Here is a 25,347-nt window from a genome sequence, read left to right on the forward strand (position 1 = left end):
CGCGTGCAGTATGGCGCCGGCGGCGATGCGCCAAAAGGGCGGCCCGGCGCCGCCGGCCGCGGGGCCGGTCGCGGGCCGCAGGATCACTCCCCCGACTTCGGCGCAGCGGCGGCATCCAGCGCCAGGTTCAGTTCGAGTACGTTGACGCGCGGCTCGCCGAGCAATCCCAGGGTGCGCCCCTCGACGTGCGCCGCGACCAGCGCGCGCAGCTTCGCCTCGTCGAGACCGCGCGCCCGGGCGACGCGCGGTACCTGGAACAGCGCGCCGTCCGGCGAGATGTGCGGGTCCAGCCCGCTGCCCGAGGCGGTGACGAGATCGGCCGGCACCGGCACACCCGGGTTCTCGGCCTGCAGCCTGGCCACATCGCCGGCGATGCGATCCTGCAGGGCCTGGCTCGACGGTCCGAGATTGCTGCCGCTGGATGAGCTGGCGTCGTAACCGGCGCTGCCCGCCGCCGACGGGCGGCCGTGGAAATAACGCTCGGCGCTGAAGTTCTGGCCAAGCAGGGCCGAGCCGACGAGCTGGCCGTCGCGTTCGAGCAGCGAGCCGTTCGCCTGCTCGCGGAACAGCAGCTGACCGAGGCCGGTGACGGCAAGCGGATAAGCGACGCCGGTCAGCAGCGTGAACAGCAGCAGCATGACGAGCGCGGGACGCAGGACGGTTTTCATGGTCGTATTTCCTCAGACGAGGCCGATGGCATTGAGCGCGAGGTCGATCAGCTTGATGCCGATGAACGGCGCGACGAGGCCGCCGAGGCCGTAGATCGCCAGATTGCGCGCCAGCAGGCTGGCGGCCGGCGCCGGCCGGTACTTCACGCCGCGCAGCGCCAGCGGCACCAGCAGCAGGATGATGAGGGCGTTGAAGATCGTCGCCGACAGGATCGCCGACTGCGGCGAACCGAGCTTCATGATGTTGAGCACCGCCAGCGGCGGATAGATCGTCGCGAACATCGCCGGCAGGATCGCGAAGTACTTGGCGACGTCGTTCGACACCGAGAACGTGGTCAGCGCGCCGCGCGTGATCAGCAGCTGCTTGCCGATCGCGACGATCTCAATGAGCTTGGTCGGATCGGAATCGAGATCGACCATGTTGCCGGCCTCGCGCGCCGCCTGCGTGCCGGTCTGCATCGCCACGCCGACATCGGCCTGCGCCAGCGCCGGCGCGTCGTTGGTGCCGTCGCCGCACATCGCCACCAGCTTGCCCTGCGCCTGTTCGCTGCGGATCAGCGCCAGCTTGTCTTCCGGCTTGGCCTGCGCGAGGAAGTCGTCGACGCCGGCTTCGGCGGCGATCGCGGCGGCGGTCAGCGGATTGTCGCCGGTGATCATCACCGTCTTGATGCCCATGCGGCGCAGTTCGGCGAAGCGGCTCCTGATGCCGTTCTTGACGATGTCCTTCAGATGCACGATGCCGAGCACGCGGCCGTCGCGCGCCACGGCCAGCGGCGTACCGCCGGCCTTGGCGACACGCTCGACGTCTTCGAGCACCGCCCCCGGCACCGGCTCGCCGTGGCCATGCGCCTTGATGTACTCGACGATCGCGTCGACCGCGCCTTTGCGGATCTCGCCGCCGTCGAGATCGACGCCGGACATGCGCGTCTGCGCGCTGAACGGCACGAAGCGCGCGTGCAGATCGGCGACATCGCGCGCGCGGATGCCGAAGCGCTCCTTGGCCAATACGACGATCGAGCGCCCTTCCGGCGTCTCGTCGGCGAGGCTGGCGAGCTGTGCCGCCTCGGCGAGTTCGCGCGCCTCGATGCCCGGCGCCGGCAGGAAGTCGGCGGCCTGGCGATTGCCGAGCGTGATGGTGCCGGTCTTGTCGAGCAGCAGCGTGTCGACGTCGCCGGCGGCTTCGACGGCGCGGCCGGACATCGCCAGCACGTTGAAGCGCACCAGACGGTTCATGCCGGCGATGCCGATCGCCGACAGCAGCGCGCCGATCGTCGTCGGGATCAGTGTCACGAACAGCGCGATCAGCACGATCACCGACACCTGGCCGCCGGCGTATGCGGCGAAGCTCGGGATGCTCGCGCAGGCGAGGATGAAGATCAGCGTCATGCCGGCGAGCAGCACGTTCAGCGCCAGCTCGTTCGGCGTCTTCTGCCGCGCCGCGCCCTCGACCAGCGCGATCATGCGGTCGAGGAAGCTGGAACCGGCGGCGGCGGTGATGCGGATCTTGATCCAGTCGGACAGCACGCGCGTGCCGCCGGTGACGGCCGAGCGGTCGCCGCCGGATTCGCGCACCACCGGTGCCGATTCGCCGGTGATCGCCGACTCGTCGACGGTCGCCACGCCCTCGACGACTTCGCCGTCGCCGGGAATGAATTCGCCGGCCTCCACCCGCACCAGATCGTTGGCGCGCAGCTCGGTGGCCGAGACCCAGGTGAACGCGGCATCGCCGCCGTTGCGATTCAGGCGCCGCGCGCGGGTTTGCGTGCGCGTGTGCCGCAGCGCCGCCGCCTGCGCCTTGCCACGGCCTTCGGCGAGCGCCTCGGCGAAGTTGGCGAACAGCACCGTGAACCACAGCCAGACGATGATCTGTCCGGAGAACAGCAGCTGCGGCGCGCCGCCGACGGCATCGCGCACGAACAGCACGGTGGCGACGCAGGCGACGAGACCGGTCGTGAACATCACCGGGTTGCGGATCAGGCGGCGCGGATCGAGCTTGCGCGCGGCATCCACGAGCGCGCCGATCCACAAGCCGGAAGACGCGGAGGCTTGAACGGGTTTCATGAAGGAATTCCTGGTAGGCCGGGACACGGGCCTCAGTAGCGGCTGCCGGCGAGCATCGTCACGTGCTCGGCGATCGGGCCAAGGACCAGCGACGGCAGGAAGGTAAGACCGCCGAAGACGAGGACGACGGCGACGACGAGCGCGACGAACAGACCGCCGTCGGTCGGCAGCGTGCCGGCCGAGGCGGGCACCTGCTTCTTGGCGGCAAGGCTGCCGGCGATCGCCAGCATCGGCACGATGATCGCGAAGCGGCCGATCAGCATCGCCAGGCCGAGCGTCACGTTGTAGAAGACCGAATTTGCGGAGAGGCCGGCGAACGCGCTGCCGTTGTTGGCGGCGGCCGAGCTGTAGGCGTAGAGCATTTCGGAGAAGCCGTGCGGGCCGGCATTGGCGAGCCCCTTGAGGCCGGCCGGCAGCACGCAGGCGATCGCCGTGAAGCCGAGGATCGCCAGCGGTGTGGCGAGCACCGCGAGCGAGGCGAGCTTGATCTCGCGCGCCTCGATCTTCTTGCCGACGTACTCCGGCGTGCGGCCGACCATCAGGCCCGCCATGAAGATCGCGATCAGCGCGTACAGCATCATGCCGTAGAAGCCGGCGCCGACGCCGCCGATGATGACCTCGCCGAGCATCATGTTGAGCAGCGGCACGGCGCCGCCGAGCGCGGTGAAGCTGTCGTGCATGGCATTGACGGCGCCGCACGACGCGGCCGTGGTGATCACCGCGAACAGCGCCGAGCTGGCGATGCCGAAGCGCGTCTCCTTGCCTTCGAGATTGCCGGTGGCCTGCACGGCGTCGAAATGCGCCAGCGCATTCGGCGCCGCGCTCTCCGCCCAGTACGCCGCGGCGACGCCGGCGATGAACAGCACCATCATCGCGCCGAGGATCGCGTGGCCCTGCCAGCGGTTGCCGACGGCGCGGCCGAACACGTCGGTCAGCGCGGCGCCGATCAGGAAGATCGCCAGCATCTCGACCAGATTGCTCAGCGGCGTCGGGTTCTCGAACGGATGCGAGGAATTGGCATTGAGGAAGCCGCCGCCGTTGGTGCCGAGCATCTTGATCGCTTCCTGCGAGGCGATCGGGCCCTGCGCGATCAGCTGTTTGGCGCCCTCCAGCGTCGTCGCCTCGGTGTAGGCGGCGAAGTTCTGCGGCACGCCCTGCCAGATCAGCACCACGGCGAACACCAGGCAGACCGGCAGCAGCAGGTACAGCGTGGCGCGCGTCAGATCGACCCAGGCGTTGCCGATCGCCTGCGCCGACTTGCGCGCGAAGCCGCGGATCAAGGCCAGCGCCAGCGCGATGCCGGTCGCCGCCGACAGGAAGTTCTGCACGGCGAGTCCGACCATTTGCGAGAAATAGCTCATCGTCGCTTCGCCGCCGTACGCCTGCCAGTTGGTGTTGGTCGTGAAGCTCATCGCCGTATTGAATGCGAGATCGGCAGGCAGATTCGGCAGCTGCTGCGGATTCAGCGGCAGCCACTGCTGCGTGCGCAGCATCGCGTACAGCAGCACGAAGCCGAGCAGGTTGAAGACCAGCATGGCGATCGCGTAGGCGAGCCAGCCCTGCTCCTGCTTCGCATCGACGCCGGCCAGGCGATAGAAACCGCGCTCGACCGGGCCGAGCACCGGCGTGAGCAGCACCCGCTCGCCGGCGAACAGGCGATGCAGATAGCCGCCGAGCGGCCGCACGCTCAGCAGCAGCAGCGCGCAATAGAAAAGAATTTGCAGCCAACCGTTGACGGTCATCACAGGCTCCCGGGTCGGCGATCAGAACTTCTCGGGACGTGCGAGCACGTAGACGAGGTAGACGAAGAGGAATGCGGCGACGCAGCCGCCGAGGATGTCATCGAGCATGGCCGTGCGACTCAGAGGTTCTGGCAGATGCGCACGTAGACGAGCATCAGCGCGAAGCCGATCACGCCCAGTCCGAGGAAGATGAAGTCGACCATGGGTCCGACTCCTTGAGTGGTCACCGCCCTTTGCGGCAGGCGCCATTGGAGCGCTTGAGCGCGTAGTAATTCGAGACGCCGGCGCGTCGCCGGGCATATAGAACGCATATAAATCCGCCGCGCGGCGCCGGATTCCTATGCCGCGCCTATGCCGGCGCGCATCGTCCGATCTCGTTTTCCTACGTCCCGCAATCCTGTAATGCCGGGGCCGCGCTCGGCGGCGAGACCGGAGGTTTCGGGTGGACGCCCTGCAATACCGCTACGCCAGCTTCGACGACTGCAAGGCCCTGGCCTGGCTGAATCTGCAACTGATACGGGACGGTGCCGATACCGGGCCGACCGACCCGGTCGAGTTGCGCCGGCGCTTCCAGCGCTGGCTCGGCTCGGGACGCTATCGGGCGGTGCTGTTCAGTGCCGCCGGCCATCTGCGCGCGTATGCGCTGTTCCGCGAGCACGCCGCGGAGATCTACCTGCGTCAATTCATGGTCCTGCCGAACGCGCGGCGCCACGGTGTCGGCCGCTCCGCGGTCGAACTGCTGCGGCGGCGGATCTGGCCGGCCGGCAAGCGCCTGACCGTCGAAGCGCTGACGGCCAACCCCGGCGGGCTCGCCTTCTGGCGCTCCGTCGGCTATCGCGACTACGCGATCACGCTCGAGATCGACGTCGCGCAGCACCCGCCGGCGCACGACATTGCCCGTCACGGCGCCAGGGTCGTCCCGCTGCGCCCGGCGTGAACGCGGGAATCCGCAGCAAAAAGGGCCGCATCGCTGCGGCCCTTTTGCCTTACGCGGAACGAAGACGTCAGAGCTCGAACGTTTTCTTCAGGCCCACGACCACCTTTTCGTCGTCGTCGTGCAGATCAGTGCCGATCAATGCCAGCGAGAAGCTCAGGCCATCGTCCAGCGTCTTGGTCAGGGTCAGGCTGTAGTCGAGGTAATGGTCGGATGGCTCCGGATCGAAGGCCGCGACCACGAACGCGCGCGGGCCATCGCCGACGCTGTAGCCGACCTGCGGCGTCAGCGCCAGCGTATCGCCGAGCGGCAACGCATAGTTGGCCGTGACGTAGAAGCCGTCCTCGTCGGTGCCAAAGTAGTCGCCGGTGTAGTAGGCCTTGGCCCCGAAGCGGCCGGCGCTCAGGCCGAGGTAGTACTCGATGGTGTCGAGCGAGGTATCGTCGCGGTAGTAGTAGAAGTAGGCGCCGACGTCGATCGTCACCGCCCCGAACGAATGCGTGCAGCCACCGTAGACGTCGATCTCGTCCGACACCGTGCCCTGGCTGCCGGCGAAATCGGTGTTCGACGCCCAGGTGCCGATGTACAGGCCGCTGTCGTGCGCGTAGTCGATCCCGCCCTGGATCGCGGCGCCGTTCGATTGCTCGACACCGCGATACAGGTATTCGCTGAAGGCGCCGACATTGCCTGTGGCGGTGGATGCCGTGGCGGCGGCCGGCGCCGCCAGCGAGGCAGCCGCGATGAACGCCGCTGCCGGGAAGCTGGTAAGTAGATGCATGGAAAAACCTCGCGCGGATGGATGGCGCGATCGGAGACGGCGGTCTGGCCCGCCTTCAGGAGCGGGAGCGCCGGTACAACTGACGCTGGCGGCGGCTTTTGCTGCGGGCATAGAGCAACAGCAGCACCACACCGCTCACACCCAGGCCGAGAAAGAACAAGCTGCTCATGGCGAATCCGATACGCGGCCGCGGATGCGGCGTCGGTATTGGAATCGCGACGCCCGTAGGAATTCGAGGCTGGACGGCACGACGGCGCATAGGAAACCCGTATACGGCGTCGACCGGCCCAAAGACGGCGGAAGTCGTGCAGCACCGGGAGCGTTGTCCGCTCCGCGAAATGGAACGCCGGTGCCGCTCCGAACCGCGTCGGTTTATGCGGGTCAGGGCCGCATGCCGTCGATCATCGGCATGCGCTCGCGCATCAGCGCGAGGAAGCGGCGCAGGCGCGCCGGGTAGAAGCGGGCCTGCGGATAGACGAGGTAGACCGGCAGCGGCTGCGCCTCCCACTGCGGCGCGAGGCGGCGCAGCTCGCCGCGCGCGAGGTCGTCGGCGACCAGCCAGGCCGAGACGATCGCCGCGCCGAGGCCGGCGAGCGCCGCGGTGCGCAGCGCGTACAGGCTGTCGGTGGCCAGGCGCGGGCGGATCGCGAAGCGCTCGCGGGCGCCGTCCTGCGGGCGGATCAGCGACACCTCGTCGCGATAGAAGGTGCGCAGCGCGAGCCAGGGCAGTGCGGCGAGCGCTTGTGGCGCCTCGGGCAGCGGGTTTTCGCCGAGCAGCGACGGCGCTGCGACGACGATGCGCGGCACTTCGGCGAGCCGCTGCGCGACGACCGCCGGATCGTCGACGGCGCCGACGTGAATCGCACAGTCGACGCCATCGGCGATGAAATCCGGCTGACGATCATGCAGCAGCCACTCGACCGAGACGCGCGGATAGCGGCGCAGGTAGTCGGTCAGCGGCTCGATCAGCTGGCCCTGACCGAACGCGTGCGGCACGACCACGCGCAGCCGCCCGCCCGGCTCGTCCTGCGCGCCGCGCAGCTCGGTTTCGAGCGCTTCCCAGTCGTCGAGCAGGGCCTTGGCGCCGGCGTAGCAGCGCTCGCCGTCGGGCGTCATGCGCAGGCCGTGCGTCGAACGCTGCAGCAGACGCAGGCCGAGCGCGCGCTCCAGCGTCTGCAGGCGACGGCTGACCGTCGGCTGCGTGGTGCCGAGCTGCTCGGCGGCCGCCGACAGACTGCCGGCCTCGACGATGCGCACGAAGGTCTGCATCAGTTCGAGGCGGTCGGTTCCCGGCGTGTACGAAGCAACGGCCATGCGCGGAGCGTATAGCAGATCTGCAGAGGACGCGCCTACCAGGCCGCCAGCCGCCTAAGGACAATGCGCACGTCGCTTCCAGACTGGAGCCGCTCGATGTCTACCATTCAACCCATGCATGCAAACCTTTCTGCACCGACCGCGAACCTTGCGCCTTCGCTGATCCTGCTGCTGGCCACCGCGGCCGGGCTCAGCGTCGCCTCGCTGTACTACAGCCAGCCGATGCTCGGCGTGCTCGGCGCCGATCTGCACAGCGACAGCCGGCTCGTCGGCCTGGTGCCGACTCTCACGCAACTCGGCTACGCGCTCGGCATCCTGCTGCTCGCACCGCTCGGCGACCGCTACGACCGGCGCCGCATCATCGTCGCCAAGGCGGTGCTGCTGAGCTTCGCGCTGCTGCTCAGCGCAGCGGCGCCGGGCATCGGCTGGCTGCTGCCGGCGAGCCTCGCGGTCGGCCTGACGGCGACGCTCGCGCAGGACATCGTGCCGGCCGCCGCGACGCTGGCGCCCGACGCGCATCGCGGCAGGATCGTCGGCACGGTGATGACCGGCCTGCTGCTCGGCATCCTGCTGTCGCGCGTGATCAGCGGCCTGCTCGCCGAGCATCTCGGCTGGCGCGCGGTCTATGTCCTCGCCGCGTTCAGCATCGCGGCGATCGGCGTCGCCGCCTGGCGCGGCCTGCCGCACTTCCGGCCGACCACACAGCTGCACTACGGCGCGCTGCTGCATTCGCTGCTGCGGCTGTGGCGCCAGCATCCGGCGCTGCGCCGCGCGGCCTGGTCGCAAGGGCTGCTGTCGCTCGGTTTCAGCGCCTTCTGGTCGACGCTCGCGATCATGCTGCACGCCCGCTTCCAGCTCGGCAGCGCGGCGGCCGGCGCCTTCGGCCTGGCCGGCGCCGCCGGCGCCCTGGCGGCGCCGCTCGCCGGCCGCCTCGCCGACCGTTACGGGCCGGATCGCGTCGCGCGTCTCGGTGCCGGACTCGCGGCGCTGTCGTTCGCGGCGATGGCGGTCGGCCCGCTGCTGTCGATGCAGGCCCAGATCGGCCTGATCGCGACGAGCGCGATCGGTTTCGACTTCGGCATCCAGGCCGCGCTGGTCGCGCATCAGACCATCGTCTACGGCCTCGACGCCGGCGCGCGCAGCCGCCTCAACGCGCTGCTGTTCACCGGCATGTTCGTCGGCATGGCCAGCGGCGCCGCGCTCGGCAGTCTGGCGCTCGCGCAATGGGGCTGGCCGGGCGTCGTCGCGGTCGCCACGAGCGGCGCGCTGGCAGCGCTCGCGGCACGTTCGATCGGCCGTCGCGAAGGCGACTGAGCCGCGTCACGCGGATTCACGGCGGCCGCTCCGGCAACGAAGCGGCCGCCGTCGCTTGTCCGACATTCAGGCAGAGCTGGCGAAGATCAGTCGGCGCGCGCCGCTGGCGCAGCGCGACACGGAGCGCCTCACTTGCCGATGCAGAAGCTCGCGAAGATACGCCCGAGCAGATCCTCGCTCGTGAAGCGCCCAGTGATCTCGCCGAGCGCTTCGTGCGCCAGGCGCAGGTCCTCGGCGGCGAGTTCGGGCATCGAGCGCTCGGACAGGCGCTGCGCAGCCTGCCGCAGATGCGCGGCGGCGCGGCGCAGCGCCTCGACGTGGCGCGTGCGCGCCGAGAACGCGCCTTCGCCGCCGGCGTGCAGGCCGGCGTGGCGGTGGATCGCGTCGATGAGGCTTTCGATGCCTTCACCGGTCGCCGCCGACAGATGCAGTTCGTCCGCGCTCTCCGCACGCGTACCCAGCGTCGGGACCAGATCGCACTTGTTGTGCACGATCAGCCGCGGCAGCGACGGCGGCAGCGCTTCGAGCAGGCGCCGGTCCTCGGCACTGAGGCCGCTGCGCGCATCGACGATGAACAGCGCCAGCTCGGCCTGCTCCAGCGCGAGACGCGCACGGCGGATGCCTTCGCGTTCGACCGGATCGTCGGACTCGCGCAGGCCTGCGGTGTCGACCAGCGTCACCGGCAGACCGCGCAGATCGAGGTTCTCGCGCAGCACGTCGCGCGTGGTGCCGGCGATCTCGGTGACGATCGCGATGTCGGCGCCGGCCAGGCGATTGAGCAGCGTCGACTTGCCGACGTTCGGCCGGCCGGTCAGCGCCACGGTGTAGCCGTCGCGCAGGCGCCGGCCCTGCGCGGCCCGCGCCAGCAGCTCGTCGAGCGCGGCGCGCGCGGCTTCGAGCCTGGTGCCGAGCGCACCGTCGGCCAGCCAGTCGACGTCCTCATCGGAGAAGTCGAGCGCACCTTCGACGTACATGCGGATCTCGACGAGCTGCGCGGCGATCGCCTCGACGCGGCGCGAGAACTCGCCTTCGAGCGAGCGCTGCGCGGCGCGCGCCGCTTCGGCCGTCGCGGCATCGATCAGATCGGCGATCGCTTCGGCCTGGGCGAGATCGATGCGCTGATTCAGGAAGGCGCGTTCGGAGAACTCGCCCGGCCGCGCCAGGCGCGCACCGGCCGCGCAGGCGGCCTGCACGATCAGTTGCAGCGCGACCGGACTGCCGTGCGCCTGCAGCTCGACGACGTCCTCGCCGGTGAACGAGTGCGGTGCGGGGAAATGCAGCAGCAGGCCGCTGTCGAGCACGCTGCCGTCGGCGGCGCGGATGTGCCGCAACGCCGCCGTGCGCGGCGGCGGCAGCGGCGCGGCGAGCTGCGCGGCGATCGCGGCGGCCCGCGGACCGGACAGGCGCACGATGCCGACGCCGCCACGACCGGGAGCGGTGGCGACGGCAACGATGGTGTCGTTCGGAATCGGCATACCGGCGAGTCTAGCGAGCCGGAGCGCCGCGGCATCGACCGCGCGCCGGTGCCGGCCGGCGCGCGGTCGGGCAGGCTAGCGCTTGAGGCCTTCGCCGGCGAGGCGCCGCGTGATGACCCACTGCTGGGCGATGCTGATCAGGCCGTTGACGACCCAGTACAGCACGAGGCCGGACTGGAAGAACGCGAAGAACGCGGTCAGGCCGATCGGCATGATCTGCATGACGCGCTGCTGCGTCGGGTCCATCGCCGTGTTGCCCGACATCTTCTGCTGGATGAACATCGTGATGCCGTAGAGCACCGGCAGCACGTAGAACGGATCGGGCGCGGACAGGTCCTGCAGCCACAGCATGAACGGCGCCTGGCGCAGCTCGACCGATTCGAGCAGCACCCAGTACAGGGAGATGAAGATCGGGAACTGCACGAGGATCGGCCAGCAGCCCGCGAGCGGGTTGAAGCCCTCCTTCTTGTACAGATCCATCATCGCCTTCTGCAGGCGTTCGCGGTCGTCGGCATAGCGCTCGCGGATGTCCTGGATCTTCGGGCCGAAGACCTTCATCTTCGCCATCGAGCGGTACTGCGCCTCGGACAGCTTGTACAGCGCGAGCTTGACGACGATCGTCAGCAGGACGATCGCGACGCCCCAGTTGCCGGTCCAGGTGTGGAACAGCTTGAGCACCCAGAACATCGGCCGGGCGATCGCCTTGAGGATGCCGTAGTCCAGCGTCAGCTCGAAGCCCGGCGCCACATCGTCGACGCGGTCCTGCAGCTTCGGGCCGACATAGAGCTTGGTATCGAACCGGTGCTCGGCGCCGGCCGGCACGGCGACGCTGGCGCCGACCACCTGCGCACGGTAACCGCCGGCCTCGCGCGGACGCGCGCTGTAGCGCAGCGTCTCGCCCGCCGGCGGCACGATGGCGGCGACGAAGTAGTGCTGCAGGATGGTGATCCAGCCGCCGGTCTGCTGCGTGTCGAAGCCGTCGGATGCCAGCTTGTCGAGCGCGGTCTTCTTGAACTTGTAGCTGTCGCTGCCCGGCTCCGACTGCTGATAGAAGCCGACACCGGTGAAGGTGTGCGCGAACTTGGGTTCGCCGTCGGGCTTGAACTCGTTGCGCACCAATCGCGCATACGGGCTGACCGTGAGCTCGGCGCCACTGCCGTTGCGGATCGTCTGGCTCAGCTCGATCTGGTAGCTGTCGCGGTGGAAGCGATAGGTCTTCTGCGCCTGCAGGCCGTCGGCGCCCTGATAGCTCAGGGTCACGTCGAGCGTGTCCTGGCCTTCGGCGAGCTGGTACTGGGCCTGCGCGCTGCTGAACGGCGTCTTGTCGGTGACCAGCGCCTTGTCGGAGCCGGCGAGGCCGCTTTGCAGCACGAACAGGCGGCCGTTGCGATCGTCGAGCAGCGACATCGGTTCGGGCTTGTTCTTGGCCGCCGGGTACTGGCGCAGTTCGAGACGACGCAGCTCGCCGCCGAGCGTAGAGATCTCGGCGATGTAGACGTCGGTTTCGACGCGGATGCGCTGCACGGGCGCCGCCGTCGACGCCGGCGCCGGCTCGTCGCCGGCCTCGGTCGCGGCCACCGTCGCCGCGCTGGGCGCCGCGGCATCAGCCGGCGCCGGTGCGGATTCATCCGCGACGGGCGACGGCTGGTGGTTGCCGTAGTCCTTCTGCCAGGCCTGGTAGAGGAAGAAAAGAACGACGCCGAGCAGCGCGATCAGGATAAAGCGACGGTTTTCCATCGTTTCAGGCTTCGTGGTGAGCGGAACCGCAGGCGCAGGCACGGCGCCCCGGCGGTGGGGGCGGGACAGGATCGTATCCGCCGGCGTTGAGAGGATGACAGCGGCCGATGCGGCGCAAGGCGAGCCAGCCGCCGCGCAAGGGACCGTGCAGGCCGATCGCGTCGACCGCGTAGTGCGAGCAGCTCGGATAGAAGCGGCAGCGGGGGCCCAGCAACGGGCTCAACAGCAGCTGATAGCCGCGGATCAGGACGATGGCGCAGCGGCCGACGAGACGACCGATGAAGCTGAGATACGGGTCCACAATCGCTCCAGGCTCTGGCGCAGCGGAGACTGGAGTATCCGGCTGCCGGGCTTGACGAGAATGACCAGATCGACACTCGGCAGTCGCGCCTGATGGAGGCGGAAGCTCTCGCGGACCTGACGCTTGACCCGGTTGCGATCGGTTGCCAGCGCAAGCGCTTTCTTCGAGACCGCCAGACCGAGTCGGGCGTGGCCGACCTTATTGACGGCGGCCACTGCCGTCAAACCCCGTTCGTGTACTCGGAACCCGCGCTCGAAGACAGCCTTGAATTCGGCGGGTTTCAGCAAGCGGGCGCGCCGCGGAAAGCGCGCCGTCATTCGCGAAAACTCCGAGCCTTACGGAACGAGGCGCTTGCGACCCTTGGCGCGGCGGCGCGACAGCACCAGACGACCGCCCTTGGTCGCCATGCGGGCACGGAACCCGTGCGTGCGCTTGCGACGCAGCTTCTTCGGCTGATAAGTGCGCTTCGACATGAATCACCTAAACGGTTGGCAAACACAAAAAGGGCGCGGAGTGTACCGGCTGGCGGAAATGTGTTCAAGGCCACCGCTTGCGCAAAGCTGTGGATAAGTTGTGACCGAAACTATAAACTTCCGGTCCGGCGCCCGCGCGCGCTCCCACCGTTGCACGGTCGTGCCCACGACCGCGTCTCACACCCAAAAATCAATGCAAGAAGAGGATCTCTGGGCGCAGTGCGTGCGCTGGCTGGAAGGTGAATTGCCGGACCGCGACATCCATACCTGGATTCGCCCGCTGCAACCCGTTTTCGTACGCGATCGCCTCACGCTGCTGGCGCCGAACCGCATGGTGCTCGAACGTGTCCGCCAGGACTTTCTCGAGCTGATCCGTCGCGGAATCAAGGTCAGCGGCGGCCGCGACATCAGCGAGGTCGAGATTGCTGTCGGCGCAGTCGATGCGCGCGCTGCGGCGAGCAGCGGTCCGGCCGGCGTCGAACCGGCACCCGCGGTCGAGGAACCGGCACCGCTGCCGTCCGGAAAGCTGAACCCGGACTACACCTTCAAGAACTTCATCGAAGGCAAGTCGAACTCGCACGCGCGAGCGGCAGCCCAGCATGTCGTCGAGGAGCCGGGCGGCACCTACAACCCGCTGCTGATCTACGGCAGCTCCGGCCTCGGCAAGACGCACTTGATGCACGCGGTCGGCAACGCGCTGCAGGCTGACCGCCGTGCTCGCGTCGTCTATGTCGGCGCCGAGCAGTGGATGAACCAGTTCACGGCCGCCATCCGCCACGGCCGCATGGACGAGTTCAAGAACCTGTATCGCTCGATCGACGCGCTGCTGATCGACGACATCCATTTCTTCGCGCACAAGGAACGGACCCAGGAAGAGTTCTTCCACACGTTCAACGCGCTGATCGACGGCCGCAAGCAGATCGTGCTGACGTCCGACCGCTATCCGAAGGACGTCGACGGCATCGACGACCGACTGAAATCGCGTTTCACGTGGGGGTTGTCGGTCGCGGTCGAGCCGCCGGATCTGGAGACGCGCGTCGCGATCCTGCTGGCCAAGGCCGACCAGAACAAGGTCGCGTTGCCCAAGGAAGTGGCACTGTTCGTCGCCCAGCGCGTGCGCTCGAACGTGCGCGAACTGGAGGGTGCGCTGCTGCGCCTGTCGGCCAGTTCCCGCCTGCGCGGCGAACCGCTGACCGTCGAATTCGCGCGCGCCACGCTCAAGGACATGCTGGCGGCCTACGAGCGCATGGTGACGATCGACAACATCAAACGCACGGTGGCGGCGTACTACAACATCCGCGTCGCCGACCTGAACTCGCCACGCCGTACGCGCTCGCTGGCGCGGCCGCGTCAGGTGGCGATGGCGCTGGCCAAGGAACTGACGCAGCACTCGCTGCCCGAGATCGGCGAAGCCTTCGGCAAGGATCACACGACCGTGCTGCATGCCTGCCGCAAGATCGCCGAGCTGCGCGAAGAAGATGTGAAGTACCGGGAAGACTACGAAAACCTGCAACGGCAGCTCGGTTTTTGACAAGCTGTGGGCCGGAACAGGGACGACTATGGGGGCACGGCTTGGTACAAGCTGTGGATAAAATCAGTCCAGATTTTATGCACAGGATCCAAGGGGGCTTCTTGGAGTATGAACAGGTTCTGTAGTTCTGCTGTAAGTATTTAATTTTTATACATATAAATTAGATATCCACAGCACTGTCGCGAGTCTATTGTTGTTAGATTTGAATTTGTTCGAAAGACAAGGGTGATGGGATAAGGCTATGAAACTGCAAGTGGGGCGAAATGAATTGCTGTCGGCGCTGTCGGCGGTCATTGGCGTCGTCGAGCGCAGGCAGACCTTGCCGGTCCTGTCGAACTTCCTTCTGGAACTCAAAGATGACGAGCTGATCGTCACCGGCACCGATCTGGAGATCGAGCTGGAGGCCCGGGCTCGCGTGCAGAATCTGGCGCCGGGCCGGGCGACCGTCCCGGCCCGCAAGCTCTTCGATATCTGCCGTGGTCTGCCTGAAGGGGCCGAAATCAGCCTGGATGTCGGCAGCGACAAAGCCTTGCTCAAGTCCGGGCGCAGTCGTTACTCGCTGTCCTGCCTGAAGGCGGAAGAGTTTCCGGCGCTCGGCCGCGTCAGCGAAGGCAAGACGCTGAGCCTGCCGCGCCAGCAGCTGCGGGGCCTGATCGAGCGCACGCAGTTCGCGATGGCGCAACAGGATGTCCGTTACTACCTCAACGGCACCTTGCTTGAAGTCGACGCCAAGCGCGTCCGCGCGGTTGCCACCGACGGGCATCGTCTGGCGCTGAGCGAGATTGAAGTCGAGACCGGCGTGGGCGAGAAACTGCAGGTGATCGTGCCGCGCAAGGCGGTGCTGGAACTGCAGCGTCTGCTCGACGCAACCGAGGAGCCGGCGACGGTGAAGATCGGAGCGTCGCAGATCGAAGTCGATCTGGACGTGGTGCGCCTGACGACGAAGCTGATCGATGGCCGCTTCCCGGACTACGAGCGGGTGGTGCCGGAATCGGGTGACAAGAAGCTGCAGGCCGACCGCGAAACCGTGAAGCGGGCGCTGGCCCGCACGGCGATCCTTTCGAACGAGAAGTTCCGCGGCGTGCGTCTGACGATCGAGGGCAGCAAGCTCAGCCTGCAGACGCACAATCCCGAGCACGAGGAGGCGGAGGAGGATCTCGAGGTCAGCTATGAAGGCGGCCCGATCGAGATCGGCTTCAACGTCAACTATCTGCTCGATGCGCTCGGCGCACTGAACAGCGAGCAGTTCGTGATGGAGCTGAAGAACGCGGATTCGAGCGGATTGATACATGCCGCCGACAGTCTTGCGAGCAAGTACGTCGTCATGCCGATGCGACTCTGAGCCGCGGCACGGCGATCGACGTGGAGACCCATGCGGCTCGCGCAGCTCAAGGCTGACAACTTCCGTTCGCTGCAAAGCCTGAGCCTGCTGATTCCCGGCAGGCTCAATTTGTTTGTGGGCGAGAATGCGGCCGGCAAGACGACGCTGCTGGAGTCGATCTACGTTCTCAATCGCGGACGTTCGTTTCGTGGCAGCAGTTCTCAGGAGTTGGCCGGGCGGGAGAGCCGGCAGTGGACGCTGTTCGGACGTTATGCGTCTGCGTCGTCCCTGGGGCACTCACTCGGCATGCGCTGGGACGGTCAGGGCCTCGAGACACGACTCGACGGGGCAGCGGCGACGACGCTGGACTTGTTGCGGCTATGTCCGACGCAGATCCTCGAGCCGGGCATGCATCGCATCGTCCAGGATGGACCGACGTATCGGCGCAGCTTTATCGATTGGGGAGTGTTCCACGTGGAACACTCGTTTCTGGACGTCTGGCGCCGCTACCGCCGGGCGCTGCGGCAGCGAAACCAGCTGCTGCGTCAGCAGCGTGGAGAACGCGAGCTCGCGGCCTGGGAGCCGGAGCTGGCGGAGGCCGGCGAGCAGCTCGACGCGCTGCGCCGGCGGCACCTGGAACAGATCGCACCGCGTGCCACCGAGCGGATCGACGCGCTCATGCGTGAAGGCGAGTGGCACTTCGAGCTGCTGCGCGGCTGGCCGGCAGGCATAAGCTTGCGGGAAGCGCTGACCCAGCAGCGCAAGCGCGATCTGCAGTTCGGCACGACCCTGAACGGTCCCCATCGTGCCGAGCTGCGCATCCGCGCCGATGATCGCGGGATCCGGCATCGCATCAGCCGCGGCCAGCAAAAGCTGTTGCTGGCGGCCTTGCTGCTCGCGCAGTGCGAGGAAGTTCACCGGCAGACCGGCATTGCGCCGATTCTATTAGTCGATGATGTTGCCGCCGAACTCGCGGAACCGTATCTGGACAATCTGCTGGGGGCGCTGGCGGCCTATGCCGGGCAGGTGTTCATGACGGCGTTCGAGCTGAATGCAGCGCTGAAGCGTCTCGATCCCGCCGTGTTCCACGTGGAACATGGAACGGTGCGTTTCTGACCCCATATTACAAGCCTATCCCCAAGCTTATGCACACAGGCGATGAGTGCCGGGGTGGTAAAATGCCTTCTTCACGTTTGAGCCGACCCCGATGACTGCGCAGCCGAATCCCGCTTACGACGAATCCAGCATCCAGCAGCTCGAAGGCCTTGAGGCGGTTCGCAAGCGTCCCGGCATGTACATCGGCGATACGTCCGACGGCACCGGTCTGCATCACATGGTGTTCGAAGTCGTCGACAATGCGATCGACGAGGCGCTGGCGGGATATTGCGACGACATCGTCGTCACGATCCACACGGACAATTCGATTTCGGTCACCGACAACGGGCGTGGTATTCCGGTCGGCATTAAGTTCGACGACAAGCACGAGCCGAAGCGCACCGCCGCCGAGATCGTGATGTGCGTGCTGCACGCCGGCGGCAAATTCAATCAGAACAGTTACAAGGTTTCCGGCGGCCTGCACGGCGTCGGCGTCTCGTGCGTCAACGCGCTCAGCAAGTGGCTGAAGCTGACGATTCGCCGCGACGGCAAGAAGCATTTCATGGAGTTTCATCGCGGCGCGGCCGCCGATCGACTCGTCGAAGTGCAGAATGGTGTCGAGGTGTCGCCGCTGAAGGTGCTTGGCGAAACCGACAAACGCGGTACCGAGGTGCACTTTCTCGCCGACGAGGATATCTTCGGCAAGGTCGAGTTCCACTACGAAGTGCTCGCCAAGCGCCTGCGCGAACTGTCGTTCCTCAACAACGGCGTGCGCATTCGTCTGCTCGACGAACGCACGGGCAAGGAAGAGGACTTCGCGTTCTCCGGTGGCGTGAAGGGCTTCGTCGACTACATCAATCGCGCCAAGACCGTGCTGCATCCGACGGTGTTCTATTCAAGCGGCGTCGCCACCGTGCCGGTCGGCTCCGGCCCCACGGTGGAGGTGGCCGTCGAAGTGGCGATGCAGTGGAACGACAGCTACCAGGAACAGGTGCTGTGCTTTACCAACAATATTCCGCAGTCCGACGGCGGTACGCATCTGACCGGCCTGCGCGCGGCGATGACGCGCGTCATCAACAAATTCATCGAAGAGAACGAATACGCCAAGAAGGCCAAGGTCGACGTCAGCGGCGACGACATGCGCGAGGGCTTGGCTTGTGTGCTGTCGGTGAAGATGCCGGACCCGAAGTTCGCTTCGCAGACCAAGATGAAGCTGGTGTCCAGCGAAGCGCGCCCGGCGGTGGAGGAGGTCGTTGCCGAGAAGCTCGCCGAGTTCCTCCTGGAACGTCCGGCCGAGGCCAAGATCATTTGCGGCAAGATCGTCGAGGCGGCGACGGCGCGCGAAGCGGCGCGCAAGGCGCGCGAGATGACACGCCGCAAAGGCGTGCTCGACGGCATCGGCCTGCCCGGCAAGCTGGCGGACTGCCAGGAAAAGGACCCGACGAAGTCCGAACTGTTTCTGGTCGAGGGCGATTCGGCCGGCGGCTCGGCGAAACAGGGCCGTGATCGCCAGTTCCAGGCGATCCTGCCGCTGAAGGGCAAGATCCTCAACGTCGAGCGCGCCCGCCTTGAGAAAATGCTTTCTTCTCAGGAAGTTGCGACGCTGATTACGGCGCTCGGCTGCGGCATCGGCAAGGACGACTTCAAGCCCGAAAAGCTGCGCTACCACCGCATCATCATCATGACCGACGCCGACGTCGACGGCGCGCATATCCGCACGCTGTTGCTGACGTTCTTCTACCGCCACATGTACACGCTGGTCGAGCGCGGTCACATCTACATCGCCCAGCCGCCGCTCTACAAGCTCAAGAGCGGCAAGACTGAAACCTACGTCAAGGACGATCACGAGCTGAACAACTGGCTGATCGGCACGGCGCTCGACGGTGCCGCATTGAGCGCGAGCGCGCCGGTCGCGCACGAAACGCTGGCGGCGCTGGTCCGCGAGTACGCGGCCGTCAACGAACTGATCGAACGCCTCGGCCGCCGCTACGACCATCACATTCTCACCGAGCTGGCGCGCCTGGCGCCGGTTCCGGAGACGGCGGCGGAGCTCGCCGCCTGGGAGTCGCGCTTCACGTCGGCACTGAACGGCGAAGGCCTGCGCGGCGCCTTCCGCGTCAGCGCGCGCATCGCCGGCGAGGGGCCGCTGATCGAGGTGACGCGCAGGATGCACGGCAACGAGCAAACCATCGCCTTCAACAGCGACTTCTTCCAGGGCACGGACTATCAGCGCCTCGCGGCCCTGCGCCAGCACATCGCCGAGCTGGGCAGCGGCAGCCTGCAGATTTCACGCGGCGAGCGCCGCCAGACGCTGGCCGATTTCGACGCCGTCTATACCTGGCTGCTCGGCGAGGCGCGCCGTGGCCTGCACATCCAGCGCTACAAGGGACTCGGCGAGATGAACCCGGAACAGCTCAGCGAGACCACGCTGGAGCCGAAGAACCGCCGCCTCGTCAAAGTCGACGTCGAAGACGTGGTCGCTGCCGACCAGATCTTCACGACGCTGATGGGCGAACAGGTCGAACCGCGCCGCGATTTCATCGAAAAGAACGCGCTGCTGGTCGGCAACCTCGATCTCTGAGCGAGCCTTTTGCCGGCGACGGTTTCTCAGTCGTCGCCGGCTTCGGCCAGGCGCTCGGCTTCGTTGAGATCGAGCCGCCGATAAGGCTTCCCGTCGTTCGGAGACAGGGGCGGCCGATTACGTTCGTCCGGCGAGAAAACGGCAATATCGATGCCGATGCCGTCCAGTTCGAGCCGTAACAGCGGCACCGGCACTTCACGCCCGTTCGCGTAACGATAGCGGCGCTCACCGTCGTCGAAGTCGATGCCGGTTTCCATGAGAAAGACATCGAGCATTTCGGCCTGATCGGCGAAGGCGTGCAGCTGCAAGCGATGCGCGGCGGTCAGCGCACCGCTGACCACGGCACCGGTCAAACGCGGTTCGAAGCGCGCCAGCCGCCGCATCAGGCGCGGTGCCAGTGCGCGCATGCGGCGCAGGCGCTGGCGGTACGCTTCGCCGCCGAACAGGCGCAGATAATCGATAACCGCCGCCTCGACGCGGGCATTGTCCGGCAGTGGCGTGCGCGGTGGCAGCCCCAGCCGCTGCAGGGCCTTGAGCTTGGCGCCGTGATAGTCGGTCAGCGCTTCCTCGCACATGATGCGGGCCGCTTCCTCGGCGATCCCGCTGCGGTCCGGCCCGTTCATGGTTTGCTCAGTAGAGGTCCTCGAGCCCGGCCTTGTTCGGATCGCGCTCGTCGCTGCTGTCCGCTTCGGGAATATGGTCCTGCTGCACGGTTTCGAAGATCGCATCGCTGGCGCCGGCCCGGGCGAGCCTGCCGCTGCGCGGGTCGATACGCACCTCGACGAGCCCGGCGGGGCATGGCATGCGCTCCTCGGGTACGCCCTTGAGCGCGCTGCGCATGTAATCGATCCAGATCGGCAACGCGGCGCGGGCGCCGACTTCGCCGCGGCCGAGCGGCGTCGGCTGATCGAAGCCGACCCAGGCGATGCCGACCTGCGTCTTCTGGAAGCCATTGAACCAGGCGTCGGTCTCATCGTTGGTCGTGCCGGTCTTGCCGGCCAGATCGTTGCGGCCGAGCTCTCGCGTTTTCGCCGCGGTCCCGCGCACGGCGACGTCGTGCATCATGTCCGAGATCAGCCAGATGATCTGCGGCTCGATCGCGCGCGGCGCCAGATCGTCGGCCGCAGGCCCGGTATCGGCGCCGGCCTGTGCGGCGCTGTCGGCATCGGCCGCTTCGGCGAGACGCTGGTCGATGCAGGACGGACAGGCGCGCTTCGGGTGCGCCGCGAACAGCACCTGACCGTGCGCGTCGCGCACCTCGGCGATGAAGTAGGGATCGATCACGAAACCGCCGTTGGCGATCGTCGCGTAGCCGCGCGCCATTTCCAGCGGCGTGAACACGGCGCTGCCGAGCGCCATCGTCAGGTCATTCGGCAGTCGATCGGCGGGAATGCCGAAACGCGGCACGTACTGTCGGGCGTAATCGATGCCGATCGCCTGCAGCAGGCGGATCGAGACCAGGTTGCGCGACTGCACCAGCGCTTCACGCAGACGCATCGGGCCCTGCAGATCGCCCTCGAAATTCTCCGGACGCCAGCCGGCGCCTTCGGTGGCGCCGTCGAACACCACCGGCGCGTCGAGGAAGATCGACGCGGGCGTGAAACCGTAGGCGAGGCCCGCCGAGTAGAGGAACGGCTTGAAGCCCGAGCCGGCCTGGCGGCGGGCCTGGATCGCGCGGTTGAACTTGTTGGCATAGAAATCGAAGCCGCCGACCAGCGCCTCGATGGCACCGTCCATCGGGTCCAGACCGACGAATGCAGCCTGCACGGCTGGCACTTCGGCGAGTCGCCAGCGCTCGCCGACGCGCCGCACGCGCACGATGTCGCCGGGTTCGAGCGGTTTCCTGGCGAGGTTGGCCCAGGCGAAATCGGCCTTTTCCAGCGTGACGAGGCCGTCGCGCGTCAGCAGTTTGATTTCATCCGGCGCGAATGACACCACCGCAGCGGCGATCAGCCCCGCGACCGGCGGCCGCGCATCGAGCGCGCGACCGAGTTCGCCGCGGCCGCTCTCGCTCAGCACATCGGCCGGCAGGCGTGCCTCCGGGCCGCGCCAGCCGTGACGTTCGTCGTAGTCGAGCAGGGCCTTGCGCAGCGCCGCGTTGGCGGCGAGCTGCTTGTTCGAATCGATCGTCGTGACGACCGTGTAGCCCTTCGTATAAGCGTCCTCGCCATACTGCTCGACCAGTTGCGCGCGCGCCATTTCGGCGACGTAGGCGGCATCGAGTTCGACCTTGGCCTGATACGGATGCACGGTGACCGGCTCGGCGAGCGCCGCCTCGTAATCGAGGGCCGAGATGTAACCGAGATCGCGCATGCGATGCAGCACGTAGTCGCGCCGTTCGCGGGCTCGCTGCGGATTGGCGACCGGATTGTCGCGCGACGGTGCCTTCGGCAGGCCGGCGATGACGGCAATCTGCGACAGCGACAGCTCGCGAAGGTCCTTGCCGAAGTAGACCAGCGCCGCGGCACCGACGCCGTAGGCACGCTCGCCGAGGAAGATCTTGTTGAGATAGAGCTCGAGGATTTCCTGCTTCGACAGCTCATGCTCGATGCGTGTCGCCAGCACGATCTCCTTGAACTTGCGCGTGAAGGTGCGCTCGTTCGTCAGGAACACGTTGCGGGCCAGCTGCATCGTGATCGTGCTGCCGCCCTGCGCTTTCTCGCCGGAACTGGCGAGCTTGAACGCCGCGCGCGTCAGCCCCTGCCAGTCGAAGCCCGGGTGTTCGAAGAAGCGATCATCCTCGGCCGCAAGGAAGGCGTGGACGACGTTCTGCGGAATGTCCTGGTACTTGAGCAGCGCGCGCCGCTCGGCGCCGAACTCGCCGATCAGCTTGCCGTCGCGGCTGACCACGCGCAACGGAACGGCCAGCTGCAGCTGGCGCAGGCTGTCGACCGAAGGCAGGTCTCGACCGAAATACCGGGCGGCGCCCCAGACCGCGACGGCACCACCGAGCACCAGCGCCGCGAGGGCCAGCGTCGTCGCGAGTATCCACCGTTTCATGCTTCACCTAAGGCCGCCAACGGGCCAGAACGCCCGCGCAGAGCGCGGCAATGTTTACTTAAGCTTCATAGAGTTGCCCGCAGAAGCTTGCGTTGCACCGGAAGAGCTTTCGGCTATAGTACGGTGCCGGGCCGGAAAAGTGTTTCGGGCTCGCGGGGGAAAGTCAACGCGGGTGGTACGAGGCTTTATGGCGATCAGACAATCGCTGTTTGGCGGGGGGGATCAGCACCTGATCGGCCTGGATATCAGTTCCAGCTCGGTGAAGTTGCTGGAACTGGCGCGTAAGGGAGAGCGGTTCCACGTCGAGACGTACGCCGTGGAACCACTGCCGCCGAATGCCGTCTCCGACAAGCAGATCGCGGAACCCAAGCTGGTGGCGGAAGCCATCGGCCGAGCCGTCAATCGCGCCGGCACGCGCACGCGCCAGGCAGCCGTCGCCGTTTCCGGCGCCGCAGTGATCTCCAAGATCATCGAAATGCCGGCGTCGCTTTCCGACGATGAGATGGAAGAGCAGATCCGCGCCGAAGCGGATCAGTACATCCCGTATCCGATCGACGAGGTCAACGTCGATTTCGAAGTCGTCGGCAAGAATGCCAAGAACGTCGAGATGGTCGACGTCCTGCTCGCCGCCTGCCGCAAGGAACAGGTCGACCAGCGCTGCGCCGCCATCGAGCTCGCGGGCCTCAAGCCCAAGGTCGTCGACATCGAGACCTATGCGCTCGAAAACGCCGCGCAGTTCCTCGAACACCAGATGCCCGACGGCGGCAGGGGCCGCACGATCGCGCTCGTCGACATCGGCGCCAACACCATGTCGGTGCTGATCCTGCACGATCGCCACACGATCTACACCCGCGATCAGGCTTTCGGCGGCCGCCAGCTCACCGAAGAAATCATGCGCCATTACGGCATGTCCTTCGAAGAAGCGACCAAGGCCAAGCGCGCCGGCAGCCTGCCGGAGGATTACGCCGCCGAGATCCTGCCGAACTTCATCGTCGACATGGCGATGCAGATCGACCGCTCGCTGCAGTTCTTCTTCTCGGCCGTCACCCAGTACACGCAGATCGACCAGATCATCCTGGCCGGCGGCTGTGCGCAGATCGAAGGCATCGACGCGCAGATCCAGGAGCGGCTGCAGATCCCGACGGTGATCGCCCGTCCGTTCGCGCAGATGAGCGTCGGCGCGCGCGCCAAGCCGGCCAATCTGGCGCGCGACGAAGCGGCGCTGCTGATCGCCTGCGGCCTGGCCTTCCGTGCGTTCGACGAGCCGAAGAAATGACGACCCGCATCAATCTGCTCGACTGGCGCAGGGAACGCCGCGAACGCCGCAAGCGCGAGTTCGCCTCGATGATGGGCCTCGGCCTGATCGCCGCCGTCGCCGTGGTCGGCGCCGCCTACGCGGCGATGACCAGCGCGGTCGACAACCAGAGCCACCGCAACGATCGCCTGCGCGCCGAGATCCGCGAGATGGACCAGAAGATCACGGAGATCCAGGAGCTCGAGAAAGTCCGCAACAACCTGCTGGCGCGCATGCGCGTCATCGAGGAACTGCAGGCCAATCGCGCTGCGACCGTGCATTTCTTCGACGAGATCGTCAACACGCTGCCGGAGGGCGTCAGCCTGACCGCGCTCAAGGAACAGGGTGACCAGGTCAAGATCGAGGGCATCGCCGATTCGAACGGCCGCATCTCGACCTACATGAAGAACCTCGATGCCTCGCCGTGGTTCGCCGATCCGCGGCTCGTCATCATCAAGAGCAGCGACAAGAATCGCCAGCGCAAGTCCGAATTCACGCTGGAAGTCAAAGCTCTCAACCGTCCTGCCGATAAGACCAAAGCCGCCGATGCGGAGGTGAGCGAATGAAGGCGCAGGACGTTTTGCGGCAGCTGCAGACGCTGGACGTCAACAATCCGGGCGCGTGGCCGATCTGGGCGCGTATCGGCGCCGCCGTGCTGCTGGCGATCGTGCTCAGCGCCGCCGGCATCTGGTTTCTGGTGCGACCGGTCAGCGAGGAACTGGACGCCGCGCGTCAGCAGGAGCTGACGCTGCGCAGTGACTTCGAAGCCAAGCAGAAGAAGGTTGCTGGCCTCGACGCTTATCGCGAGCAGCTGGCGGAGATGGAGAAGTCCTTCGGAGCGATGCTCAAGCAGCTGCCGAGCAAGGCCGAAGTGGCCAATCTGCTCAATGACATCTCGCAGACGCGCATCGCCAGCAGCCTCGAGGAAGAGCTGTTCCAGCCCGAGAGCGAGATCCCGAAGGAGTTCTACGCCGAGATCCCGAACAAGATCGTCGTCGTCGGCGATTACCACGAGATGGGCAACTTCGTCAGCGGCGTCGCCGCGCTGCCGCGCATCGTGACGATCGAGGACGTCGAGATCCGGCCGATCAACGCCAAGGCCGCGGGCGCCTCGACGCAGCTGCGCATGACGGCGACGGCCAAGACCTACCGCTATCTCGACGACGAGGAAATCGCCGTCCAGAAGAAGCCGGCGAAGGGGAAGAAGAAATGAGCCGCGCGCTTGCGTCATGTCTGCTCGTGGGCGGCTTGCTGGCGATGGCCGGCTGCGGCGGCGGCTCGTCCGATCTCGACCGCTACATCGCCGAGGTCAAGGCGCGCAAGACCAAGGACATCGAGCCGATTCCGCAGATCAAGCCGTACCAGCCGTTCGAGTACGTTGCCGATGAGCGTCGCGATCCGTTCGTGTTCGTCGAACGCGCTGCCGAGAACGCCAACCCGACAGGCCCGCGACCCGATCTGCGGCGCAACAAGGAACCGCTCGAGGAGTTTCCGCTCGATGCGCTGCGCATGGTCGGCATCATCTCGACGCCGGCGGGCACCTATGCGCTCGTCAAGGCACCGGACGGTGTCGTGCACCGCGTGGCGGTCCACAACCACATGGGCCAGAACTACGGCGAGATCGTCCGCATCAGCGAATCAGAAGTGAGCCTGCTCGAACTCGTGCCGGATGGTTTCGGCGGTTGGACGCAGCGCCCGGCCAGCCTCGCGCTGAGCCAGTAAGGAAAT

At 66.8% G+C, this 25,347-nt stretch carries 23 protein-coding genes; 10 read left to right on the plus strand and 13 right to left on the minus strand.

The window, feature by feature from the left end:
- Positions 1-83 precede the first annotated feature (83 nt).
- From kdpC to kdpF, 4 genes are read right to left on the minus strand one after another with little or no spacing between them, the layout of a single operon-like run.
- Positions 84-668 (minus strand): potassium-transporting ATPase subunit KdpC, encoded by a 585-nt coding sequence (kdpC, locus tag K343_RS0106255; protein WP_028007317.1) that lies wholly within the window; start codon positions 666-668, stop codon positions 84-86.
- A 12-nt stretch (positions 669-680) separates the two neighbouring features.
- The gene (kdpB, locus tag K343_RS0106260) at positions 681-2,729 is read right to left on the minus strand and encodes a potassium-transporting ATPase subunit KdpB (protein WP_028007318.1); all 2,049 of its coding nucleotides are present in this window, start codon (positions 2,727-2,729) and stop codon (positions 681-683) included.
- A 32-nt stretch (positions 2,730-2,761) separates the two neighbouring features.
- Positions 2,762-4,471, minus strand: a complete 1,710-nt coding sequence (kdpA, locus tag K343_RS0106265) for a potassium-transporting ATPase subunit KdpA (protein WP_028007319.1) — start codon at positions 4,469-4,471, stop codon at positions 2,762-2,764.
- A gap of 21 nt (positions 4,472-4,492) precedes the next feature.
- The gene (kdpF, locus tag K343_RS25270; RefSeq protein WP_154654604.1) at positions 4,493-4,579 is read right to left on the minus strand and encodes a K(+)-transporting ATPase subunit F; all 87 of its coding nucleotides are present in this window, start codon (positions 4,577-4,579) and stop codon (positions 4,493-4,495) included.
- A gap of 334 nt (positions 4,580-4,913) precedes the next feature.
- On the opposite strand from kdpF, the gene K343_RS0106280 reads away from it, so the two are divergent.
- Entirely contained in the window at positions 4,914-5,408 is a 495-nt protein-coding gene (locus K343_RS0106280) for a GNAT family N-acetyltransferase (RefSeq protein ID WP_028007320.1), read from the plus strand.
- Between the two features lie 67 nt (positions 5,409-5,475).
- Here K343_RS0106280 and K343_RS0106285 read toward each other — a convergent pair whose 3' ends face one another.
- A complete protein-coding gene (locus K343_RS0106285; protein ID WP_051278001.1) occupies positions 5,476-6,183 on the minus strand; it encodes a TorF family putative porin in 708 nt (235 codons plus the stop codon).
- 381 nt (positions 6,184-6,564) lie between these two features.
- Positions 6,565-7,497 (minus strand): LysR family transcriptional regulator, encoded by a 933-nt coding sequence (locus tag K343_RS0106295; RefSeq protein ID WP_028007322.1) that lies wholly within the window; start codon positions 7,495-7,497, stop codon positions 6,565-6,567.
- A 96-nt stretch (positions 7,498-7,593) separates the two neighbouring features.
- Between K343_RS0106295 and K343_RS0106300 the strand changes: the two genes are divergently transcribed.
- On the plus strand, positions 7,594-8,811 hold the full coding sequence (locus tag K343_RS0106300) for an MFS transporter (RefSeq protein WP_043112208.1): 1,218 nt from the start codon (positions 7,594-7,596) through the stop codon (positions 8,809-8,811).
- A 128-nt stretch (positions 8,812-8,939) separates the two neighbouring features.
- Here K343_RS0106300 and mnmE read toward each other — a convergent pair whose 3' ends face one another.
- From mnmE to rpmH, 5 genes are all read right to left on the minus strand, one after another.
- On the minus strand, positions 8,940-10,286 hold the full coding sequence (gene mnmE, locus K343_RS0106305; RefSeq protein WP_028007324.1) for a tRNA uridine-5-carboxymethylaminomethyl(34) synthesis GTPase MnmE: 1,347 nt from the start codon (positions 10,284-10,286) through the stop codon (positions 8,940-8,942).
- Positions 10,287-10,361: 75 nt separating this feature from the next.
- The gene (gene yidC / locus K343_RS0106310) at positions 10,362-12,023 is read right to left on the minus strand and encodes a membrane protein insertase YidC (RefSeq protein ID WP_028007325.1); all 1,662 of its coding nucleotides are present in this window, start codon (positions 12,021-12,023) and stop codon (positions 10,362-10,364) included.
- Positions 12,024-12,027: 4 nt separating this feature from the next.
- The gene (gene yidD / locus K343_RS0106315; protein WP_084615728.1) at positions 12,028-12,324 is read right to left on the minus strand and encodes a membrane protein insertion efficiency factor YidD; all 297 of its coding nucleotides are present in this window, start codon (positions 12,322-12,324) and stop codon (positions 12,028-12,030) included.
- Positions 12,267-12,641, minus strand: a complete 375-nt coding sequence (gene rnpA, locus K343_RS23905) for a ribonuclease P protein component (protein WP_084615729.1) — start codon at positions 12,639-12,641, stop codon at positions 12,267-12,269. The genes yidD and rnpA overlap by 58 nt, the downstream gene beginning before the upstream one ends.
- Before the next feature lie 18 nt (positions 12,642-12,659).
- Positions 12,660-12,797, minus strand: a complete 138-nt coding sequence (gene rpmH, locus K343_RS0106320) for a 50S ribosomal protein L34 (RefSeq protein ID WP_020647841.1) — start codon at positions 12,795-12,797, stop codon at positions 12,660-12,662.
- A 193-nt stretch (positions 12,798-12,990) separates the two neighbouring features.
- Here rpmH and dnaA point away from each other — a divergent pair, with 193 nt between their 5' ends.
- The 4 genes from dnaA to gyrB all read left to right on the plus strand — a co-directional run bounded on the left by dnaA (position 12,991) and on the right by gyrB (position 19,325).
- Positions 12,991-14,328: a chromosomal replication initiator protein DnaA gene (gene dnaA / locus K343_RS0106325; RefSeq protein WP_028007327.1), complete on the plus strand. Its 1,338-nt coding sequence runs from the start codon at positions 12,991-12,993 to the stop codon at positions 14,326-14,328.
- A 241-nt stretch (positions 14,329-14,569) separates the two neighbouring features.
- Positions 14,570-15,670: a DNA polymerase III subunit beta gene (gene dnaN, locus K343_RS0106330; protein ID WP_028007328.1), complete on the plus strand. Its 1,101-nt coding sequence runs from the start codon at positions 14,570-14,572 to the stop codon at positions 15,668-15,670.
- A 30-nt stretch (positions 15,671-15,700) separates the two neighbouring features.
- Positions 15,701-16,765: a DNA replication/repair protein RecF gene (recF, locus tag K343_RS23910; protein ID WP_084615730.1), complete on the plus strand. Its 1,065-nt coding sequence runs from the start codon at positions 15,701-15,703 to the stop codon at positions 16,763-16,765.
- A 91-nt stretch (positions 16,766-16,856) separates the two neighbouring features.
- Positions 16,857-19,325, plus strand: coding sequence for a DNA topoisomerase (ATP-hydrolyzing) subunit B (gene gyrB / locus K343_RS0106340; RefSeq protein WP_028007330.1), 2,469 nt, complete (start codon positions 16,857-16,859; stop codon positions 19,323-19,325).
- A 26-nt stretch (positions 19,326-19,351) separates the two neighbouring features.
- Here the strand turns inward: gyrB and K343_RS0106345 are convergent, their stop codons facing one another.
- Together K343_RS0106345 and K343_RS0106350 are read right to left on the minus strand one after the other, a co-directional pair.
- Entirely contained in the window at positions 19,352-19,948 is a 597-nt protein-coding gene (locus K343_RS0106345; RefSeq protein WP_028007331.1) for a hypothetical protein, read from the minus strand.
- A 7-nt stretch (positions 19,949-19,955) separates the two neighbouring features.
- The gene (locus tag K343_RS0106350) at positions 19,956-22,325 is read right to left on the minus strand and encodes a penicillin-binding protein 1A (protein WP_028007332.1); all 2,370 of its coding nucleotides are present in this window, start codon (positions 22,323-22,325) and stop codon (positions 19,956-19,958) included.
- Positions 22,326-22,512: 187 nt separating this feature from the next.
- Between K343_RS0106350 and K343_RS0106355 the strand changes: the two genes are divergently transcribed.
- The 4 genes from K343_RS0106355 to K343_RS0106370 are packed head-to-tail and all read left to right on the plus strand — an operon-like array spanning position 22,513 to position 25,341.
- Positions 22,513-23,601, plus strand: coding sequence for a pilus assembly protein PilM (locus K343_RS0106355; RefSeq protein WP_051278003.1), 1,089 nt, complete (start codon positions 22,513-22,515; stop codon positions 23,599-23,601).
- Complete coding sequence (locus K343_RS0106360) at positions 23,598-24,185, plus strand: PilN domain-containing protein (RefSeq protein ID WP_028007334.1); 588 nt, start codon at positions 23,598-23,600, stop codon at positions 24,183-24,185. The genes K343_RS0106355 and K343_RS0106360 overlap by 4 nt, the downstream gene beginning before the upstream one ends.
- Positions 24,182-24,832, plus strand: a complete 651-nt coding sequence (locus K343_RS0106365; protein WP_028007335.1) for a type IV pilus inner membrane component PilO — start codon at positions 24,182-24,184, stop codon at positions 24,830-24,832. The genes K343_RS0106360 and K343_RS0106365 overlap by 4 nt, the downstream gene beginning before the upstream one ends.
- The gene (locus tag K343_RS0106370; protein WP_028007336.1) at positions 24,829-25,341 is read left to right on the plus strand and encodes a pilus assembly protein PilP; all 513 of its coding nucleotides are present in this window, start codon (positions 24,829-24,831) and stop codon (positions 25,339-25,341) included. Before K343_RS0106365 ends, K343_RS0106370 begins: the two co-directional genes overlap by 4 nt.
- Positions 25,342-25,347: the final 6 nt, after the last annotated feature.

The organism is Solimonas flava DSM 18980, assembly GCF_000426685.1.
GTDB lineage: Bacteria > Pseudomonadota > Gammaproteobacteria > Nevskiales > Nevskiaceae > Solimonas > Solimonas flava.

Excerpts from the sequence above, each read along its gene's own strand:
- kdpF (WP_154654604.1), bottom strand. The coding sequence starts at position 4,579 with ATGCTCGATGACATCCTCGGCGGCTGCGTCGCCGCATTCCTCTTCGTC.
- recF (WP_084615730.1), top strand. The coding sequence starts at position 15,701 with ATGCGGCTCGCGCAGCTCAAGGCTGACAACTTCCGTTCGCTGCAAAGC.
- yidC (WP_028007325.1), bottom strand. The coding sequence starts at position 12,023 with ATGGAAAACCGTCGCTTTATCCTGATCGCGCTGCTCGGCGTCGTTCTT.
- K343_RS0106300 (WP_043112208.1), top strand. The coding sequence starts at position 7,594 with ATGTCTACCATTCAACCCATGCATGCAAACCTTTCTGCACCGACCGCG.
- K343_RS0106295 (WP_028007322.1), bottom strand. The coding sequence starts at position 7,497 with ATGGCCGTTGCTTCGTACACGCCGGGAACCGACCGCCTCGAACTGATG.
- K343_RS0106355 (WP_051278003.1), top strand. The coding sequence starts at position 22,513 with ATGGCGATCAGACAATCGCTGTTTGGCGGGGGGGATCAGCACCTGATC.
- kdpC (WP_028007317.1), bottom strand. The coding sequence starts at position 668 with ATGAAAACCGTCCTGCGTCCCGCGCTCGTCATGCTGCTGCTGTTCACG.
- dnaA (WP_028007327.1), top strand. The coding sequence starts at position 12,991 with ATGCAAGAAGAGGATCTCTGGGCGCAGTGCGTGCGCTGGCTGGAAGGT.
- K343_RS0106350 (WP_028007332.1), bottom strand. The coding sequence starts at position 22,325 with ATGAAACGGTGGATACTCGCGACGACGCTGGCCCTCGCGGCGCTGGTG.
- K343_RS0106285 (WP_051278001.1), bottom strand. The coding sequence starts at position 6,183 with ATGCATCTACTTACCAGCTTCCCGGCAGCGGCGTTCATCGCGGCTGCC.
- kdpA (WP_028007319.1), bottom strand. The coding sequence starts at position 4,471 with ATGACCGTCAACGGTTGGCTGCAAATTCTTTTCTATTGCGCGCTGCTG.
- mnmE (WP_028007324.1), bottom strand. The coding sequence starts at position 10,286 with ATGCCGATTCCGAACGACACCATCGTTGCCGTCGCCACCGCTCCCGGT.
- K343_RS0106370 (WP_028007336.1), top strand. The coding sequence starts at position 24,829 with ATGAGCCGCGCGCTTGCGTCATGTCTGCTCGTGGGCGGCTTGCTGGCG.
- gyrB (WP_028007330.1), top strand. The coding sequence starts at position 16,857 with ATGACTGCGCAGCCGAATCCCGCTTACGACGAATCCAGCATCCAGCAG.
- rpmH (WP_020647841.1), bottom strand. The coding sequence starts at position 12,797 with ATGTCGAAGCGCACTTATCAGCCGAAGAAGCTGCGTCGCAAGCGCACG.
- K343_RS0106360 (WP_028007334.1), top strand. The coding sequence starts at position 23,598 with ATGACGACCCGCATCAATCTGCTCGACTGGCGCAGGGAACGCCGCGAA.
- kdpB (WP_028007318.1), bottom strand. The coding sequence starts at position 2,729 with ATGAAACCCGTTCAAGCCTCCGCGTCTTCCGGCTTGTGGATCGGCGCG.
- rnpA (WP_084615729.1), bottom strand. The coding sequence starts at position 12,641 with ATGACGGCGCGCTTTCCGCGGCGCGCCCGCTTGCTGAAACCCGCCGAA.
- K343_RS0106365 (WP_028007335.1), top strand. The coding sequence starts at position 24,182 with ATGAAGGCGCAGGACGTTTTGCGGCAGCTGCAGACGCTGGACGTCAAC.
- K343_RS0106345 (WP_028007331.1), bottom strand. The coding sequence starts at position 19,948 with ATGAACGGGCCGGACCGCAGCGGGATCGCCGAGGAAGCGGCCCGCATC.
- dnaN (WP_028007328.1), top strand. The coding sequence starts at position 14,570 with ATGAAACTGCAAGTGGGGCGAAATGAATTGCTGTCGGCGCTGTCGGCG.